Below are 16,627 nucleotides of genomic sequence, written 5' to 3' on the forward strand. Positions count from 1 at the left end.
ATCTGGGCGGCCATTGTGCAAGCAACAACAGGATAAATCCGACAGAACGCCAGCTATTTACGCCATCACGGCCGGCAGCTGGCGATTCAGGGCCAGCTTTTCCATCACGGCCGCCCCGGTGAGGGCGTAGCCCAGCAGCTTGCCCTCTGCATCAAGGCAGAGCACCTTGAGGTCACTGCCCTGCCCCTCTACCTGCCAGGTGCCTTCGTGGCCTTGGGGCGGCGGCGAGACCACCAGCGGGCAGGCCGGGGTTTTCACGGTGATCGGCATCGGCCCGTAGGCGACCGTTGTCGGCTTGCCGGCCAGGGTTTGCGCCAGGGCCCGGGCACAGCTCATCAGCGGCATCACATAGAGCAGGTTGATGCCATCGACTTCGGCACAGTCGCCAAGGGCAAAGATGTTGGCGTGGGACGTGCGCAACTGTCGGTCCACGCAAACGCCTCGGTTGGTCTGCAGGCCAGCGGCGGCGGCCAGGTCGGTGCGCGGGCGCAGGCCGATGGCCGAAACCACCAGGTCGCAGGCGATCACGCTGCCGTCGGACAGGTGCGCCTCCAGCCCCTGGGCCACCTGCTGCAGGCGGGTCAGTACCGGGCCGAGGTGAAAACGCACGCCCAGGCCTTCCAGCCCGGCCTGCACGGCAGTGGCAGCGGCCGGGTGCAGCAGGGTCGGCATGACTTGCTCGCACGGCGCCACCACATCGACCTGGAAGCCGCCCAGGCTCATGTCGTTGGCGAATTCGCAGCCGATCAGGCCGGCACCGAGGATCAGCACGCGCTGTTTGCCGACGGCGGCGGCACGGAAGCGCGCGTAGTCTTCCAGGTCGTTGATCGGGAACACTCGATCGCCGCCATCACCTTCGATCGGCACCTGCACCGTCTGCGCGCCCCAGGCCAGCACCAGGTCGCGGTATTCCACCGCCTCTTCACCTATCCACAAACGCTTGTGGCCCGGGTCGATGCCGCTGATGCGGGTATGGGTGCGAATCTCGGCATTCAGTTGCTCGGCCATGGCGCCCGGCTCGGCCATGCACAGGCCGTCGGCGTCCTTCTGCTTGGCAAAGCCGGTGGACAGCATGGGCTTGGAGTAGGAACGACCGTCATCGGCGGTGATCAGCAGCAGCGGCGTCTGCGCATCGAGCTTGCGAAATTCACGGGCCAGGTTGTAGCCCGCAAGGCCGGTACCGATGATTACCACAGGGGACGTCATGTCGTGCTTTCCTCGATTAGCCGATGGAGATCATTTCAAAGTCGCTCTTGCCCACGCCGCAGTCGGGGCACAGCCAGTCTTCAGGCACGTCTTCCCAGCGGGTGCCGGGGGCGATGCCGTCGTCTGGCCAGCCTTCGGCTTCGTCGTAGATCAGGCCACAGACAATACATTGCCACTTTTTCATGGGGGTGGGTTTCCTCGGTTCAGGCTGGAGCGTTGTGTTGCTGCTGATGGCCTCTTCGCGGGCATGCCCGCTCCCACAGGAGTTGTGCATAACCTGTAGGAGCGGGCGCGCCCGCGAAGAGGCCAGCGCGCAATTCGTGGGGCTTTGTAGCGGCCCTGTCGGCAGTATGCAAGCAGTCGGGGCAATCATGCTAAGCTCGCCGCCTCTCTGGTTGTAACAAGCAGACCGACGTGTCGTACGAATCCCCGCAAGCAGCCGCTGTCGCGTGGCTGCCGTATTCACGGCTGGCGACCGACATCGACCAGCCCACCCTTGACTGGCTGTTCGACGAGGGCTCGCTGACCCGCCGCCTGACCCGCCTGTCCAACGATCACTTCTCCGTCACCCCGCTGTTCGAGGGCTGGCAGCCGCTGCGCGATGACGAATGCCAGGCACTGGGCATCGCCGCTAGCGCCGAAGGCTGGGTGCGTGAGGTGTACCTGCGCGGCCATGGCCAACCCTGGGTGTTCGCCCGCAGCGTCGCCAGCCGCAGCGCCCTGGAGCGCGGCGGGCTGGACCTGGAAACCCTGGGCAGCCGTTCGCTGGGCGAGTTGCTGTTCTGTGACCAGGCATTCATCCGCCACCCCATCGAGGTGTGCAGTTATCCACAGGCCTGGCTGCCGGGCGAAGCCGCCCACGCGGCGTTGTGGGGCCGCCGTTCGCGCTTCGAACGTGGCGGCCTGGACCTGCTGGTGGCAGAGGTGTTTCTGCCAGCATTGTGGCAAGCGGCCAAGGAGGAAAACCGCTGATGTACCTGCAACTGCTCAAGTCGCTCAACCGCCTGCACCCGCGGGCCTGGGACTTCGTCCAGCTCAGCCGCATGGACCGGCCGATTGGTATCTATCTGCTGCTGTGGCCGACCTTGTCGGCGGTGTGGATTGCCGGCAACGGTTCACCAAGCCTGGCCAACGTGCTGATCTTCGGCCTCGGTGTGGTGCTGATGCGCGCCGCAGGCTGCTGCATCAACGACTTTGCCGACCGCAAGGTGGACGGCCACGTCAAACGTACCGCCGACCGCCCCCTGGCCAGCGGCCGGGTCCGCCCGCGCGAAGCACTGGCGCTGTTCGCCATCCTGGTCGGAGTGAGCTTCCTGCTGGTGCTGTGTACCAACAGCCGCACGGTTTGGCTGTCGTTCGGTGCGGTGGCACTGGCGTTCTGCTACCCGTTCATGAAGCGCTACACCTATTACCCGCAGGTGGTGCTGGGGGCGGCGTATTCCTGGGGCATTCCCATGGCCTTCACCGCAGCGGGTGGCGAGCTGCCGGCCAGCGCCTGGCTGCTGTATATCGCCAACCTGCTGTGGACGGTGGGTTACGACACCTACTACGCCATGGTCGACCGTGATGACGACCTGAAGATAGGCGTGAAGTCGACCGCTATCCTGTTCGGCGACGCAGACCGCACCATCATCCTGACCTTGCAGCTGCTGTCGCTGGGCTGCCTGTTGCTGGCCGGCAGCCGCTTCGAGCTGGGTGGCTGGTTCCACCTGGGGCTGCTGGGCGCGGCGGCGTGCTTTGCCTGGGAGTACTGGTCGACGCGCAAGCTGGACCGGGAGTCGTGCTTCAAGGCGTTTCTGCACAATCACTGGGCGGGGTTGCTGGTGTTTATCGGGGTAGTGTTGGATTACGCACTGCGTTGAAGCTGAGGCCCCTATCGCCGGCAAGCCAGCTCCCACAGGTGCAGCGCTGCCCTTGAAGCTTGCACATGACCTGTGGGAGCTGGCTTGCCTGCGATGGGCCGCGAAGCGGCCCCGGCAATCTCAAGGCTTGGCGATATGCCAGACGTCCTTCACGCCATCACCGGTCTTGTCCCCGGCCTTCTTGTCCTTGACGAAGGTATACAGCGGTTTGCCGTCGTAGGCCCACTGTTTAGTGCCGTCATCGCGCATCACCACCGTCCACTTGTCCTTGGCAGGCTCGTCATCGGCCTTCACCATCAGCGGCGGCCAGTTGGTGGCGCATTCGCCATTGCACATCGACTTGCCGCCCGCATCCTTGTCGAAGGTGTACAGGGTCATGCCGGCATGATCGACCAACATCCCGCCCTTCTCCATCGCATGGTCGGCCAAGGCCACCCCCGGGAGCGCCAGCGCAGTGAAAAGGGCCATCCAGCTCAGCGTTTGTCGTGTCATTGGATTCACCATTGTTTCGGGGGGATTGAGTTCTGGTTGCCACAACTACGGCCCTTTCAAGCCTAGTTCAGTCATGGAATGTCGCCAGAACGGCCAACACCCTGTCACACAGCTGCAATAATTCCGTTATCTAATGCGGGCCAAGACACCGTATCCAGGAGAGGTTTTGAGCATGGTTGGCAGGAACATTCTGATCGTCGACGACGAAGCACCAATTCGCGAGATGATCGCCGTTGCCCTGGAAATGGCCGGCTATGACTGCCTGGAAGCGGAAAACTCACAACAGGCCCACGCGATCATCGTCGACCGCAAACCGGACCTGATCCTGCTCGACTGGATGCTGCCGGGCACCTCCGGCATCGAACTGGCCCGCCGCCTCAAGCGCGACGAGCTGACCGGCGACATCCCGATCATCATGCTCACCGCCAAGGGTGAAGAGGACAACAAGATCCAGGGCCTGGAAGTGGGCGCCGACGACTACATCACCAAGCCGTTCTCGCCGCGTGAACTGGTCGCCCGCCTGAAAGCCGTGCTGCGCCGCACCGGCCCGAGCGATAGCGAGGCACCAATCGAAGTCGGCGGCCTGCTGCTCGACCCGATCAGCCACCGCGTGACCATCGACGGCAAGCCGGCCGAGATGGGCCCTACCGAATACCGCCTGCTGCAGTTCTTCATGACCCACCAGGAGCGCGCCTACACCCGTGGCCAGCTGCTGGACCAGGTGTGGGGCGGTAACGTCTATGTCGAAGAGCGCACCGTCGACGTACACATCCGCCGCCTGCGCAAGGCACTGGGTGAAGCCTACGAAAATCTGGTACAAACCGTCCGGGGCACCGGCTACCGCTTCTCGACCAAGAGCTGATCGAGCTGAAAAGCGCCAAGCTGCACGTCGTTGTACAAGGACCGTCAATTGAACCAGAACTGGCACGCGACCCTGATTCGCCACCTGCTGCTGCTGATCACCGTCTGCCTGATCGGCGGGCTGGTCAGCGGCTACTATGGCTGGAGCCTGGCCATCGGCCTGGCGCTCTACCTGGGCTGGACCCTCAAGCAACTGCTGCGCCTGCATGACTGGCTGCGCAACCACCAACCCGACGAAGCACCGCCCGATGGCTACGGCCTCTGGGGCGAAGTGTTCGACAGCATCTATCACCTGCAACGCCGCGACCAGCGCGTGCGCGGCCGCCTGCAGGCGGTGATCGACCGGGTGCAGGAGTCTACCGCCGCGCTGCGTGACGCGGTGATCATGCTGGACAGCGACGGCAACCTGGAATGGTGGAACCGCGCCGCCGAGACTCTGCTGGGCTTCAAGACCCCACAGGACGGCGGCCAGCAGGTGACCAACCTGGTGCGCCACCCGCGCTTCAAGGAATACTTCGAGGCGGAGAACTACCTCGAGCCGCTGGAAATCCCCTCGCCGATCAACGACCGCATGCGCGTGCAGCTGCACATCACCCGCTACGGCAACAACGAGCACCTGATGCTGGTGCGCGATGTTACCCGCATCCATCAGCTGGAGCAGATGCGCAAGGACTTCGTCGCCAACGTGTCCCACGAGCTGCGCACGCCGCTGACGGTGATCACCGGCTACCTGGAAACCCTGCTGGACAACGTCGAAGACGTGAACCCGCGCTGGGGCCGAGCCCTGCAGCAGATGAGCCAGCAAGGCTCGCGCATGCAGACACTGCTCAACGACCTGCTGCTGTTGGCCAAGCTGGAGGCCACCGACTACCCGTCGGACAACCAGCCAGTGGCGGTCGATGCCTTGCTTGCCGCGATCAAGAACGACGCCCAGGCCCTGTCCGGGCCCCGCAACCAGCGCATCACCCTGGAAGCCGCGCCTGGCGTGCAGCTGAAGGGCAGCGAGTCGGAGCTGCGCAGTGCCTTTTCCAACCTGGTGTTCAATGCGGTCAAGTACACCCAGGACGAAGGCAGCATCCGTATTCGCTGGTGGGCCGATGCCCAGGGCGCGCACCTGTCGGTGCAGGACTCGGGGGTGGGCATCGATGCCAAGCACCTGCCACGCCTGACCGAGCGCTTCTACCGGGTCGATTCCAGCCGTGCGTCGAATACCGGCGGCACCGGGCTGGGGCTGGCGATCGTCAAGCATGTGCTGATGCGCCACCGCGGCAAGCTGGAGATCAGCAGCGTGCCGGGGCATGGCAGTACCTTTACCTGTCATTTCGCGCCGGCACAATTGGCCAACGGCAAGGCTTGAGATCGGGGCTGCTGCGCAGCCCTTCGCGGGCACGCCCGCTCCCACAGGGACCGCAATAAGTCCACCGCCCTTTGCTTTTGCCGCACCAGCCGCTACATTGGACCCCCTGTGCCAGCAAGAGCTGGCACTTTTTTTCTCTCTATCTCGAAGACGGACCCCGTAAAAACTCCATCATGGACCCTTCCCCTGGTATCAGCCTCACCTCGTTATTCGCCGATTTCGGCATGATCATCTTTGCATTGCTCCTGGTGCTGCTCAACGGCTTCTTCGTTGCCGCCGAGTTCGCCATGGTCAAGCTGCGCGCCACCCGCGTCGAGTCCATCGCTGAGCTGCATGGCTGGCGTGGCAGCATCCTGCGCAAGGTACACAACCAGCTCGACGCCTACCTGTCAGCCTGCCAACTGGGCATCACCCTCGCCTCGCTGGGCCTGGGCTGGGTCGGTGAACCGGCGTTCGCCCACCTGCTCGAGCCGCTGCTGGCCTACCTGGGCGTGGACACGCCCGAGCTGATCAAGGCCATCTCGTTCTTCGTCGCCTTCTTCGTCATCTCGTACCTGCACATCGTGGTCGGCGAGCTGGCGCCCAAGTCCTGGGCCATCCGCAAGCCCGAGCTGCTGTCGCTGTGGACCGCCGTGCCGCTGTACCTGTTCTACTGGGTGATGTACCCGGCCATCTACCTGCTCAATGCCAGCGCCAACACCATCCTGCGCATTGCCGGCCAGGGCGAGCCCGGCCCACACCACGAGCACCACTACAGCCGTGAAGAGCTCAAGCTGATCCTGCACTCCAGCCGTGGCCAGGACCCGAGCGACCAAGGCATGCGCGTGCTGGCCTCGGCCGTAGAAATGGGCGAGCTGGAGGTGGTCGACTGGGCCAACTCGCGCGAGGACATGGTCAGCATCGACGCCCATGCGCCGTTGAAGCAGATACTGGCCCTGGTGCGCCGCCACAAGTTCAGCCGCTACCCGGTGTACGACGCCGAGCGTGAAGAATTCACCGGCCTGCTGCACATCAAGGACCTGCTGCTGGAGCTGGCCGAACTCGAGCACCTGCCCGAAACCATCGACCTCGACGACCTGGCACGGCCACTGGAGCGCGTGTCGCGGCACATGCCGCTGGCGCAGTTGCTGGAGCAGTTCCGCAAGGGCGGCGCGCACTTCGTGCTGGTGGAGGAAGCCGATGGCAAGGTGATTGGCTACCTGACCATGGAAGACGTGCTGGAAGTGCTGGTGGGCGACATCCAGGACGAGCACCGCAAGACCGAGCGCGGCATCCTCGCCTACCAGCCGGGCAAGCTGCTGGTGCGTGGCGACACGCCGCTGTTCAAGGTCGAGCGCCTGCTGGGCGTCGACCTTGACCATATCGAGGCAGAAACCCTCGCCGGTCTGGTCTACGAGACGCTCAAGCGCGTGCCTGAAGAAGAGGAAGTGCTGGAGGTCGAAGGGCTGCGCATCATCATCAAGAAGATGAAAGGGCCGAAGATCGTGCTGGCCAAGGTGCTCAAGCTGGATTGAGGGCCATTCGCGGGCTCGCCCGCTCCCACAGGATCACCAAAGGCCAGGCCTTTCAGATTACCTGTGGGAGCGGGCGAGCCCGCGAAGAAGCCGACACGGATCATGGATTACCCGCAGTGAAGTCAGGCAACCCTCCGATCGGCCTGTCGAACCGATAAGGTATCGACTCCAGCGCCAACCCCACATTGCGCTGCACCACGAAATGCAGGTGCGGCCCGGTGCTGTTGCCAGTATTGCCCGACTTGGCCAGCATCTGCCCCTGCCGCACTCGTTGCCCCTCCGCCACTACCACCGACCCGCGCATCAGGTGCAGGTACACGCCCATGGTACCGTCCGGGTGCAGGATCCTGACGAAATTGCCCGACGGGTTGGGGCCGCGCCCGCTCTGGCTGTTCTCCGTCTTCACCACCACCCCTTCCCGCGCCGCGATGATGGTGGTGCCTTCGGGCATGGCGATATCCATGGCATAACGCCCCTTGGGCCCAAAATGACTGACCCGTCCATTGGGGCCCTGGGTCACGCGGAACGGCCCGCCAATCCAGGGGAATGCATAGCGGAAGCCCTGGGGCCGCTTGCCCGGGTCGCCCATGGCCTGCAGCAGGGTCGAGCGGTAGTTCAGCAACATCCCGGGGCGCCCCCTGAGCACGCTGAGCATTTGCGTGGTGCGCGGCGGCAGTACCCGGCGCACGGTACGCGGGGCATTGCCACCTTGTGCGTTCACCAGGTTGTCCAGGCGCAGCTCTACCTCCACCGGCACATGCAGCTGGTTGCGGGCCGAAAAGCTCACGCCACCGTTGAAGGTTATCGCGTTCAGCAGCACCTGGCCTTCGGGCACTTCGACCATGGGTACGCGCCGCACATAGGTTTTGGCACCGGGGCCGGGCCGGTCGGAATAGGAGGTCACACGGCCATCATCGGTGATCTCGTAGATAGTCATGCCCAGGCTCGACGCCGAGGCCATGAGCAATGCACAGAACAGCAGCAGGCGGGCGGGCATGATAGTGGCTTTTTGACAGTTATGATTTGTCGAAGCCTAGCAGGGGGTTTTGCGGCGGGTATGACAGTTGGTCGGATGGCGTCAACAGGACTGGCCCCATCGCCGGCAAGCCAGCTCCCACAGGAAATGCACAAGGCCAGAGGTTGACGCTGTACCTGTGGGAGCTGGCTTGCCGGCAATGGGCCAGTAGTCATTACTCAGGCGCCCGGGGTGAAATGCTTCTGCGCCGTCCCGCGGGCAATCAGCCGCGACAGGTAGTCGAGCTTCTGGGCATCCTGGTCGACGAACTTGAAGGTCAGTTGCAACCAGTCACTGTCGGGCTTGGGTTCCAGTGCCGCGACGGCATGCAGGTAGCCGTTCAAGCGCGCGACTTCGGCGTTCTCGCCCTGCTCCAGGTCCAGCACTGCGCCTTCCAGCACTTGGGGCAGCGCTTCGCCACGGCGCACCACCAGCAAGGCCTCTTTCAAGCTCAGCGCCTTGATCACGCACGGCTGCATGCCGCCGGCCAGGCGCAACTGGCCCTGGCCACGGCCGGTGGGCGCTGGAGCGGCGGGCCGGGGGGCACTGGCAACAGGCCTGGCGGGTGCAGGCGCCGGCGCTGGAGCCGTGACCTTCACCGCTTCAGGCTTGCCGGCTGTCAGCGCATTCAGCGAGTCATTGGCGAACGCCGAGTTGACCCGTGCCGGGCCGCTGGCCATCAGGCTGTCGAGCTTGCCGATCTTGGTCAGGGCCTTTTTCACCTTGGTCAGCAATTGCTCGTTGGTGAACGGCTTGCCGACAAAATCGGAAACGCCCGCCTGAATCGCCTGGATGACGTTTTCCTTGTCGCCACGGCTGGTCACCATGATGAACTGCAGGTTCTTCAACTCAGGCTGCTGGCGGCACCAGGTGAGCAGTTCCAGACCGGACATTTCCGGCATCTCCCAGTCGCACAGAACCAGGTCGAACGCTTCCTTGCCCAGCATGGCCATGGCCTTGCGACCGTTGACGGCGTCGTCGATGGTCATGCCCGGGAAGGCATTACGCAGGCATTTGCGGACCAGGTCACGGATAAACGGGGCGTCATCCACGACCAGCACATTCACTTTACTCATCGATACTCCTTCTGAATCCCGACTAGCCTACCGCCGAATAATGGCCACTTGCTACAACCTGGTCACGCCGGGACTTCTTCACATCGTTCGCGGGTGCCTGCCGGCTCCTCGACCGCAAACGAAAACGCCCGGCCAAGGCCGGGCGTCGATGCTCGGGAGCAACCTTACTTATCGTCAGGTTCGGCCGGAACATTAGCGTTTTCGCCGTCGGAAACAGCAGTGCCCTGCACTTCTGCCGTCATGCGCTTGAGGCCCATGTGACGCACGTCGGTGCCGCGCACCAGGTAGATCACCAGCTCGGAGATGTTGCGCGCATGGTCGCCGATACGCTCCAGCGAACGCAGGACCCAGATCACGCTCAGTACCCGCGAGATCGAGCGCGGGTCTTCCATCATGTAGGTCACCAGCTCACGCAGGGCGGTCTTGTATTCACGGTCGATGGTCTTGTCGTACTGGGCCACCGACAGCGCCAGGTCGGCGTCGAAGCGGGCAAAGGCGTCCAGCGCGTCGCGGACCATGTTGCGTACCTGATCGCCGATGTGACGCACCTCGACATAGCCGCGCGGCGACTCGCCTTCCTCGCACAGCTGGATGGCGCGGCGGGCGATCTTGGTCGACTCGTCACCAATGCGCTCCAGGTCGATCACCGACTTGGAGATGCTGATGATCAGGCGCAGGTCGGAGGCCGCCGGCTGGCGACGGGCGAGGATGCGCAGGCACTCCTCGTCGATGTTGCGCTCCATCTGGTTGATCTGCTCGTCGACTTCGCGCACTTGCTGGGCCAGGCCCGAGTCGGCTTCGATCAGCGCAGTGACTGCGTCGTTGACCTGCTTTTCGACCAGCCCGCCCATGGCCAGCAGGTGGCTACGCACCTCTTCGAGCTCGGCGTTGAACTGCTGGGAAATGTGATGCGTAAGGCTTTCTTTGTTGATCATCGTTCGCTCCGCGAAGAAGCTGCAAGCTTCAATTTGTTCGTCTCGTTCCCTGGCCTGCGGGAGCGGGTTTACCCGCGAACACCGGCGAAGCCGGTGCCAGACACCGCGGCGCCTGCTTCGCGGGTAAACCCGCTCCCACAGGGGCCAGGTACCTATCCGGAGCGGCGATCAGCCGTAGCGACCGGTGATGTAGTCTTCGGTCTGCTTCTTCGCCGGGTTGGTGAACAGGGTGTCGGTATCCCCGAATTCGACCAGTTTGCCCATGTACATGAACGCGGTGTAGTCCGAAACACGGGCCGCCTGCTGCATGTTGTGGGTCACGATGACGATGGTGTACTTGGATTTCAATTCGTAGATCAGTTCCTCGACTTTCAGCGTCGAGATCGGGTCCAGTGCCGAGCACGGTTCGTCGAGCAGCAGCACTTCCGGCTCCACGGCGATGGTACGGGCGATGACCAGACGCTGCTGCTGGCCACCGGACAGGCCCAGTGCCGAATCGTGCAGGCGGTCCTTGACCTCGTCCCACAGGGCCGCGCCCTTCAGCGCCCACTCGACCGCTTCGTCGAGCACGCGCTTTTTGTTGATGCCCTGGATGCGCAGGCCGTAGACCACGTTTTCGTAGATGGTCTTGGGGAACGGGTTGGGCTTCTGGAACACCATGCCCACACGGCGGCGCAGCTCGGCCACGTCTTCGCCCTTGCGGTAGATGTTGTTGCCGTACAGGTTGATGGCGCCTTCCACGCGGCAGCCGTCAACCAGGTCGTTCATGCGGTTGAAGGTGCGCAACAGGGTCGACTTGCCGCAGCCGGACGGGCCGATGAAGGCGGTCACGCGCTGCTTGGGGATGTTCATCTGCACGTCGAACAGCGCTTGTTTGTCGCCGTAGAACAGGCTCAGGCCCGGCACTTCGATGGCTACGGTTTCTTCGGCCAGGCGCAGGCTCTGCTTGTCGCGGCCCAGGGCAGACATGTCGATGCCGTGGGTATGGGATTCTTGCTGCATGGTCAACTCCATACGCTAACAATTCGTTTCAAAGGGCCGCCCGGCTCACGGGCGGCACGCTTGCAATCAGGATCAGCTGTCGAGGGCCTTGTACTTCTCGCGCAGGTGGTTACGGATCCACACGGCCGAGAGGTTGAGGGCCGCAATCACCAGCACCAGCAGCAACGCCGTGGCATATACCAGCGGCCGCGCGGCCTCGACGTTGGGGCTCTGGAAGCCGACGTCATAGATGTGGAAGCCCAGGTGCATGATCTTCTGGTCCAGGTGCAGGTACGGGTAGTTCCCGTCCACCGGCAGCGACGGGGCCAACTTCACCACACCGACCAGCATCAGCGGTGCCACTTCACCGGCGGCGCGGGCCACGGCGAGGATCATGCCGGTCATCATCGCCGGGCTGGCCATCGGCAGGACGATCTTCCACAGGGTCTCGGCCTTGGTCGCGCCCAGGGCCAGCGAGCCTTCGCGCACGGTACGCGGGATACGCGCCAGGCCTTCCTCGGTGGCCACGATCACCACCGGCACGGCCAGCAGCGCCAGGGTCAAAGATGCCCACAGCAGGCCCGGGGTACCCAGGGTTGGCGCCGGCAGTGCTTCGGGGAAGAACAGGCGGTCGATCGAGCCACCCAGCACATAGACGAAGAAGCCCAGGCCGAACACGCCGTAGACGATCGCCGGTACACCGGCCAGGTTGTTCACCGCGATGCGGATCAGGCGGGTCACTGGGCCCTGTCTGGCGTATTCGCGCAGGTACACGGCAGCCAGAACACCGAACGGGGTGACGATCACGGCCATGATCAGGGTCATCATCACGGTACCGAAGATGGCCGGGAAGATACCGCCCTCGGTGTTGGCTTCACGCGGGTCGTCGCTGAGGAACTCCCAGACCTTGGTGAAGTAGGTGCCCAGCTTGGTGAACCCCGACATGGCGTTCGGCTGGATGGCGTGCACCACCTTGCTGAGGTTGATTTCCACTTCACGGCCGTTGCCATCACGGGCCACCAGGCTGTCGCGAGCGAAGGCCTGGTGCAGGCCGGTCAGGCGATCTTCGATGGCCTTGTAGCGGCTGTTCAGCTCGGCGCGCTCGGCGTCCATGTCGGCCTGGGCGGCGGCGTCCAGCTTGCCGTCCAGCTCCAGCTTGCGCGCCTGCAGACGCAGGCGCTCAAGGCCATGGTTGATGGCGCCGATGTCTTTCTTCTCTAGGCTTTGCAGTTCGCTGTTGAGCTGGTTGGCGCGCTTGAGGCGGGCCTGCAGCTCGGCCCAGGCGGCAGCACCTTCGGCGACCACGCGGCCTTCTTCCTTGACGCTGACCAGGTAGCCGTAGAAGTTGCCCCACTCGCGACGCTCCAGGGCGATCAGGTCGGTCGGGCGCTTTTCGTCGACCAGCCAGTCGCCGACCACCCAGGTGAAGTCGCTGCCGTTGAGATCGCGGTTGCCCACCTTGATCAGCTCACGGGTCATGAACTCCGGGCCTTGGTCAGGCACTGGCAGGCCGGCGCCCTTCAGGCGGGCACGGGGTACTTCTTCCTTTTGCACCACTTCGCCAATGACGACGTGGTCGGCCTGGCCCGGCACCTTGTAGGTGGCCTGGACAAGATCGGCCGGCCAGAAGTGGCCCAGGCCGCGCACGGCAATCACCGCCAGCAGGCCAACGGTCATGATCACTGCCATGGCCACCGCGCCGCCGCTCATCCAGACGCCTGGGGCGCCGCTCTTGAACCAGCCTTTGAGGGAATCCTTTTTCACGGATCGCTACCTTTCTATCAAAGCGACGAGTATTTCTTGCGCAGACGCTGGCGAATCAGCTCGGCCAAGGTGTTCATGATGAAGGTGAACATCAGCAGCACCAGCGCGGCCAGGAACAGCACGCGATAGTGACTGCCGCCGACTTCCGACTCCGGCATTTCCACGGCCACGTTGGCGGCCAGGGTGCGCATGCCCTCGAACAGGTTCAGCTCCATCACCGGGGTGTTGCCGGTGGCCATCAGCACGATCATGGTCTCGCCCACCGCACGGCCCATGCCGATCATCAGCGCCGAGAAGATACCCGGGCTGGCGGTGAGGATGACCACGCGAGTCAGGGTCTGCCATGGTGTCGCTCCGAGGGCCAGGGAGCCCAGGGTCAGGCTGCGCGGCACGCTGAACACGGCGTCTTCGGCGATGGAGTAGATGTTCGGGATGACCGCGAAGCCCATGGCGATACCCACGACCAGGGCGTTGCGCTGGTCGTAGGTTATCCCCAGGTCGTTGGTGATCCACAGGCGCATGTCGCCGCCGAAGAACCAGTTCTCGAGGTGCGGGCTCATGGTCAGGGCGAACCAGCCGGTGAACAGGATGACCGGGATCAGGATCGCCGCTTCCCAGCCATCCGGGATACGCAGGCGGATCGACTCGGGCAGGCGGGTCCAGGCGAAGCCGGCCAGCAGGATACCGAGCGGCATCAGCAGGAACAGGCTGAACACGCCCGGCAGGTGGCCTTCCAGGTACGGGGCGAGGAACAGGCCGGCGAAGAAGCCGAGGATCACGGTCGGCATCGCTTCCATCAGTTCGATCACCGGCTTGACCTTGCGGCGCATGCCCGGGGCCATGAAGTAGGCGGTGTAGATGGCCGCGGCAATCGCCAGCGGGGCCGCCAGGATCATGGCGTAGAACGCGGCCTTCAGGGTACCGAAGGTCAGCGGCGACAGGCTCAGCTTGGGCTCGAAGTCGGTGTTCGAGGCGGTCGATTGCCAGACGTATTTCGGCTCGTCGTAGTTCTCGTACCACACCTTGCCCCACAGCGCGCTGAAGGAAATTTCCGGGTGCGGGTTGCGCAGGCTCAGTGGCAGCAGCTTGCCGCCTTCTTCGATGATGATGCGGTTGGCACGTGGCGAAAGGGCCAGGATGCCAGGGCCTTCGGCGGCCGGCTCGACCAGCAGGGTACGGTGCGCGGTGCTGTGGAACACGCCCAGCTCGCCTGCGGCGTCGAGGGCGACGAAGCCCTTGCGGCGCTCTTCGGCGTCGATCTGCACGACCGCGGCCTTGCCCATCTGGAAGGTGCGGATCAGCTTGAAGCGGGATTCGCCATCCGGGTCACGGGCCATGAACCACTGAGCCAGGCCACCCTTGGAGTCGCCGATGATCAGCGAGATGCCGCCGACCAGCTGGGCGGTGGCGGTAATTTCGGTGTCGGCGCTTTCAGACAATTTGTAGCGGCCGTTGAGGCTCTTGTCGCGCAGGTTGAACACGTCTGCGGTGGCGCGGCCGTTGATCACGTACAGCCACTGCTGACGCGGGTCGATGAAGATGTTCTTCACCGTTTCGGTCATCTGCGGCAATTCGATGCGGTTCTGCTCGGTGGTGACCTCTTCGGTCATCATGTTTTCGGTGCGGGTCAGCTCGACCACCTGCAGGTGCGCGCCGGTGGAACCGGCCATCAGCAGGGTGTCGCCATTGACGTTGACGCTGACATGCTCCAGCGCACGGCCCTGCTCGTCGAGCACGAACGGTTGCTCGCCGTACGGGTAGTCGATTCCGGGGGCGATGGTTTTCTTGTTGTCCGGGTAGGTGATCTTGTAGGTGTGGTGGAACACCAGCGCCTGGCCATTGGACAAGCCCAGCACCACCAGCGGACTGCCCGGCTGGTCGGCACTGATCGAAGTGACCTGGGTGCCTGCCGGTACCGGCAGGTCGAAACGCTTGAGCTCGTTACCGGTCTTGGTATCGAAGAACAGTGCCTGGCCCTTGTCCGAAACGCGCATGCCCACCAGGTTCTGCTCTTCAAGCGCGATCATCAGCGGCTTGCCGGCATCCTGTTGCAGCCAGGTCGGCTCCAGGGCTTTCTTGCTGGTCAGCTCGGCGCCCTGGAACAGCGGCAGCACCACATAGGCCAGATAGAAGAAGATCAGGGTGATCGCCGCCAATACGGCAAGCCCGCCCACCAGTACATACCAGCGGGTCAGGCGGTCCTTTAGCGCGCGCATGCGGCGCTTGCGTTGCAACTCCGGCGTATTGAAATCAATCCGCACGGGCTGGGAGTTTTGGGTCATGTTGGAGTTGGCCAGATCATTCATGCGCACACCCTAGCGGTCCCGTGTGACAAAAACATTACAAAGTGGTGACGCACGAAAGCCCGCCGCACAGGAAACCTGGCTTCGGACTGGAATTTCGTGGAAGAGGCCGGGCATCAGCGCCGGCCTCCCCTTCAATTACTTACTTTTTTGCGACGTTACCTGCGTGGGACAGGCCCAGGTCAGCCAAGGTCTTGTCGACTACTTTGGCCGGCAGCGGGATGTAGCCATCCTTCACCACGACCTGCTGGCCAGCTTGCGACAGCACCAGCTTGACGAACTCGGCTTCCAGCGGGGCCAGAGGCTTGTTCGGGGCCTTGTTGACGTAGACGTACAGGAAGCGCGACAGCGGGTAGGTGCCGTTCAGGGCGTTGGCTTCGTTGTCTTCAACGAACTCGCCGCCTTCCTTCTTGGCCAGGGCCACGGTCTTGACGCTGGCAGTCTTGTAGCCGATGCCCGAGTAGCCGATACCGTTCAGCGAGGAGCTGATCGACTGCACGACCGAGGCCGAGCCAGGCTGTTCGTTGACGTTAGGCTTGAAGTCGCCTTTGCACAGGGCTTCTTCCTTGAAGTAGCCGTAGGTGCCCGATACCGAGTTACGGCCGAACAGCTGTACTGGCTTGTTGGCCAGGTCGCCGGTCACGCCCAGGTCACCCCAAGTCTTGACGTCGGCTTTGCCACCGCACAGGCGGGTGGAAGAGAAGATGGCGTCGACCTGGGCCATGGTCAGGCCTTTGATCGGGTTGTCCTTGTGCACGAACACGGCCAGGGCGTCTACGGCGACCGGGATGGCGGTCGGTTTGTAGCCGTACTTCTGCTCGAAGGCCTGCAGCTCGACGTCCTTCATCTTGCGGCTCATCGGGCCGAGGTTGGCGGTACCTTCGGTCAGCGCGGGTGGCGCGGTGGAGGAGCCGGCAGCCTGGATCTGGATGTTTACGTTCGGATATTCCTTCTTGTAGGCCTCGGCCCACAGAGTCATCAGGTTGGCGAGGGTGTCCGAACCGACGCTGGAGAGGTTGCCCGAAACACCGGTGGTCTTGGTGTAGGTCGGGATCGCAGGATCGACAGCGGCTACCGCGTTGGCGGTTGCAACGCCAGCGGCGGCAAAGGTGAGGGCCGCCATCAAACGCTTCAGTTTCATGCCTTGCTCCTAGCAGGAATATTGGGGTGTTGGATGGAACGGGCCCAAGTATCTGCAGGCCGCATGAATACGATATGACTTGAATATGACAATTGGATGAAAGGCCATCACTGAAGAGCG

Annotated in this window: 15 protein-coding genes; 5 read left to right on the forward strand and 10 right to left on the reverse strand. The window is 63.6% G+C overall.

Annotated features, from left to right (window positions below; genetic code table 11):
- Window positions 1–57: 57 nt before the first annotated feature.
- Both ABX298_RS10125 and ABX298_RS10130 read right to left on the reverse strand, forming a co-directional pair.
- Window positions 58–1,206: an NAD(P)/FAD-dependent oxidoreductase gene (locus tag ABX298_RS10125; protein WP_085588827.1), complete on the reverse strand. Its 1,149-nt coding sequence runs from the start codon at window positions 1,204–1,206 to the stop codon at window positions 58–60.
- Between the two features lie 16 nt (window positions 1,207–1,222).
- Complete coding sequence (locus tag ABX298_RS10130) at window positions 1,223–1,390, reverse strand: rubredoxin (RefSeq protein ID WP_003253349.1); 168 nt, start codon at window positions 1,388–1,390, stop codon at window positions 1,223–1,225.
- A 230-nt stretch (window positions 1,391–1,620) separates the two neighbouring features.
- On the opposite strand from ABX298_RS10130, the gene ABX298_RS10135 reads away from it, so the two are divergent.
- Complete coding sequence (locus ABX298_RS10135; RefSeq protein WP_367394359.1) at window positions 1,621–2,178, forward strand: chorismate lyase; 558 nt, start codon at window positions 1,621–1,623, stop codon at window positions 2,176–2,178.
- Complete coding sequence (gene ubiA, locus ABX298_RS10140; protein WP_367394360.1) at window positions 2,178–3,068, forward strand: 4-hydroxybenzoate octaprenyltransferase; 891 nt, start codon at window positions 2,178–2,180, stop codon at window positions 3,066–3,068. The genes ABX298_RS10135 and ubiA overlap by 1 nt, the downstream gene beginning before the upstream one ends.
- 120 nt (window positions 3,069–3,188) lie before the next feature.
- Here the strand turns inward: ubiA and ABX298_RS10145 are convergent, their stop codons facing one another.
- Window positions 3,189–3,560, reverse strand: coding sequence for a hypothetical protein (locus ABX298_RS10145; protein ID WP_286100775.1), 372 nt, complete (start codon window positions 3,558–3,560; stop codon window positions 3,189–3,191).
- Window positions 3,561–3,732: 172 nt separating this feature from the next.
- Here ABX298_RS10145 and phoB point away from each other — a divergent pair, with 172 nt between their 5' ends.
- The 3 genes from phoB (at window position 3,733) to ABX298_RS10160 (ending at window position 7,292) form a co-directional block, all read left to right on the forward strand.
- On the forward strand, window positions 3,733–4,422 hold the full coding sequence (phoB, locus tag ABX298_RS10150) for a phosphate regulon transcriptional regulator PhoB (protein WP_003253341.1): 690 nt from the start codon (window positions 3,733–3,735) through the stop codon (window positions 4,420–4,422).
- A 48-nt stretch (window positions 4,423–4,470) separates the two neighbouring features.
- The gene (gene phoR / locus ABX298_RS10155; RefSeq protein WP_025341127.1) at window positions 4,471–5,778 is read left to right on the forward strand and encodes a phosphate regulon sensor histidine kinase PhoR; all 1,308 of its coding nucleotides are present in this window, start codon (window positions 4,471–4,473) and stop codon (window positions 5,776–5,778) included.
- Between the two features lie 173 nt (window positions 5,779–5,951).
- On the forward strand, window positions 5,952–7,292 hold the full coding sequence (locus tag ABX298_RS10160) for a hemolysin family protein (protein WP_013974815.1): 1,341 nt from the start codon (window positions 5,952–5,954) through the stop codon (window positions 7,290–7,292).
- Between the two features lie 100 nt (window positions 7,293–7,392).
- Here the strand turns inward: ABX298_RS10160 and ABX298_RS10165 are convergent, their stop codons facing one another.
- The 7 genes from ABX298_RS10165 to ABX298_RS10195 all read right to left on the reverse strand — a co-directional run bounded on the left by ABX298_RS10165 (window position 7,393) and on the right by ABX298_RS10195 (window position 16,507).
- Entirely contained in the window at window positions 7,393–8,289 is an 897-nt protein-coding gene (locus tag ABX298_RS10165) for a M23 family metallopeptidase (RefSeq protein WP_238067080.1), read from the reverse strand.
- A 197-nt stretch (window positions 8,290–8,486) separates the two neighbouring features.
- Window positions 8,487–9,383, reverse strand: a complete 897-nt coding sequence (locus tag ABX298_RS10170; RefSeq protein WP_367394361.1) for a response regulator — start codon at window positions 9,381–9,383, stop codon at window positions 8,487–8,489.
- A gap of 164 nt (window positions 9,384–9,547) precedes the next feature.
- Entirely contained in the window at window positions 9,548–10,318 is a 771-nt protein-coding gene (gene phoU, locus ABX298_RS10175; protein WP_013974818.1) for a phosphate signaling complex protein PhoU, read from the reverse strand.
- Between the two features lie 168 nt (window positions 10,319–10,486).
- A complete protein-coding gene (pstB, locus tag ABX298_RS10180; RefSeq protein WP_003258171.1) occupies window positions 10,487–11,320 on the reverse strand; it encodes a phosphate ABC transporter ATP-binding protein PstB in 834 nt (277 codons plus the stop codon).
- A 72-nt stretch (window positions 11,321–11,392) separates the two neighbouring features.
- Window positions 11,393–13,009, reverse strand: a complete 1,617-nt coding sequence (pstA, locus tag ABX298_RS10185; protein WP_170978884.1) for a phosphate ABC transporter permease PstA — start codon at window positions 13,007–13,009, stop codon at window positions 11,393–11,395.
- Window positions 13,010–13,080: 71 nt separating this feature from the next.
- On the reverse strand, window positions 13,081–15,369 hold the full coding sequence (locus ABX298_RS10190) for an ABC transporter permease subunit (protein ID WP_085588835.1): 2,289 nt from the start codon (window positions 15,367–15,369) through the stop codon (window positions 13,081–13,083).
- Between the two features lie 139 nt (window positions 15,370–15,508).
- Window positions 15,509–16,507, reverse strand: coding sequence for a phosphate ABC transporter substrate-binding protein PstS (locus ABX298_RS10195; RefSeq protein ID WP_013974822.1), 999 nt, complete (start codon window positions 16,505–16,507; stop codon window positions 15,509–15,511).
- Window positions 16,508–16,627 lie beyond the last annotated feature (120 nt).

The sequence above is a fragment of the Pseudomonas sp. X4 genome (assembly GCF_040784925.1).
Lineage (GTDB): Bacteria > Pseudomonadota > Gammaproteobacteria > Pseudomonadales > Pseudomonadaceae > Aquipseudomonas > Aquipseudomonas putida_Z.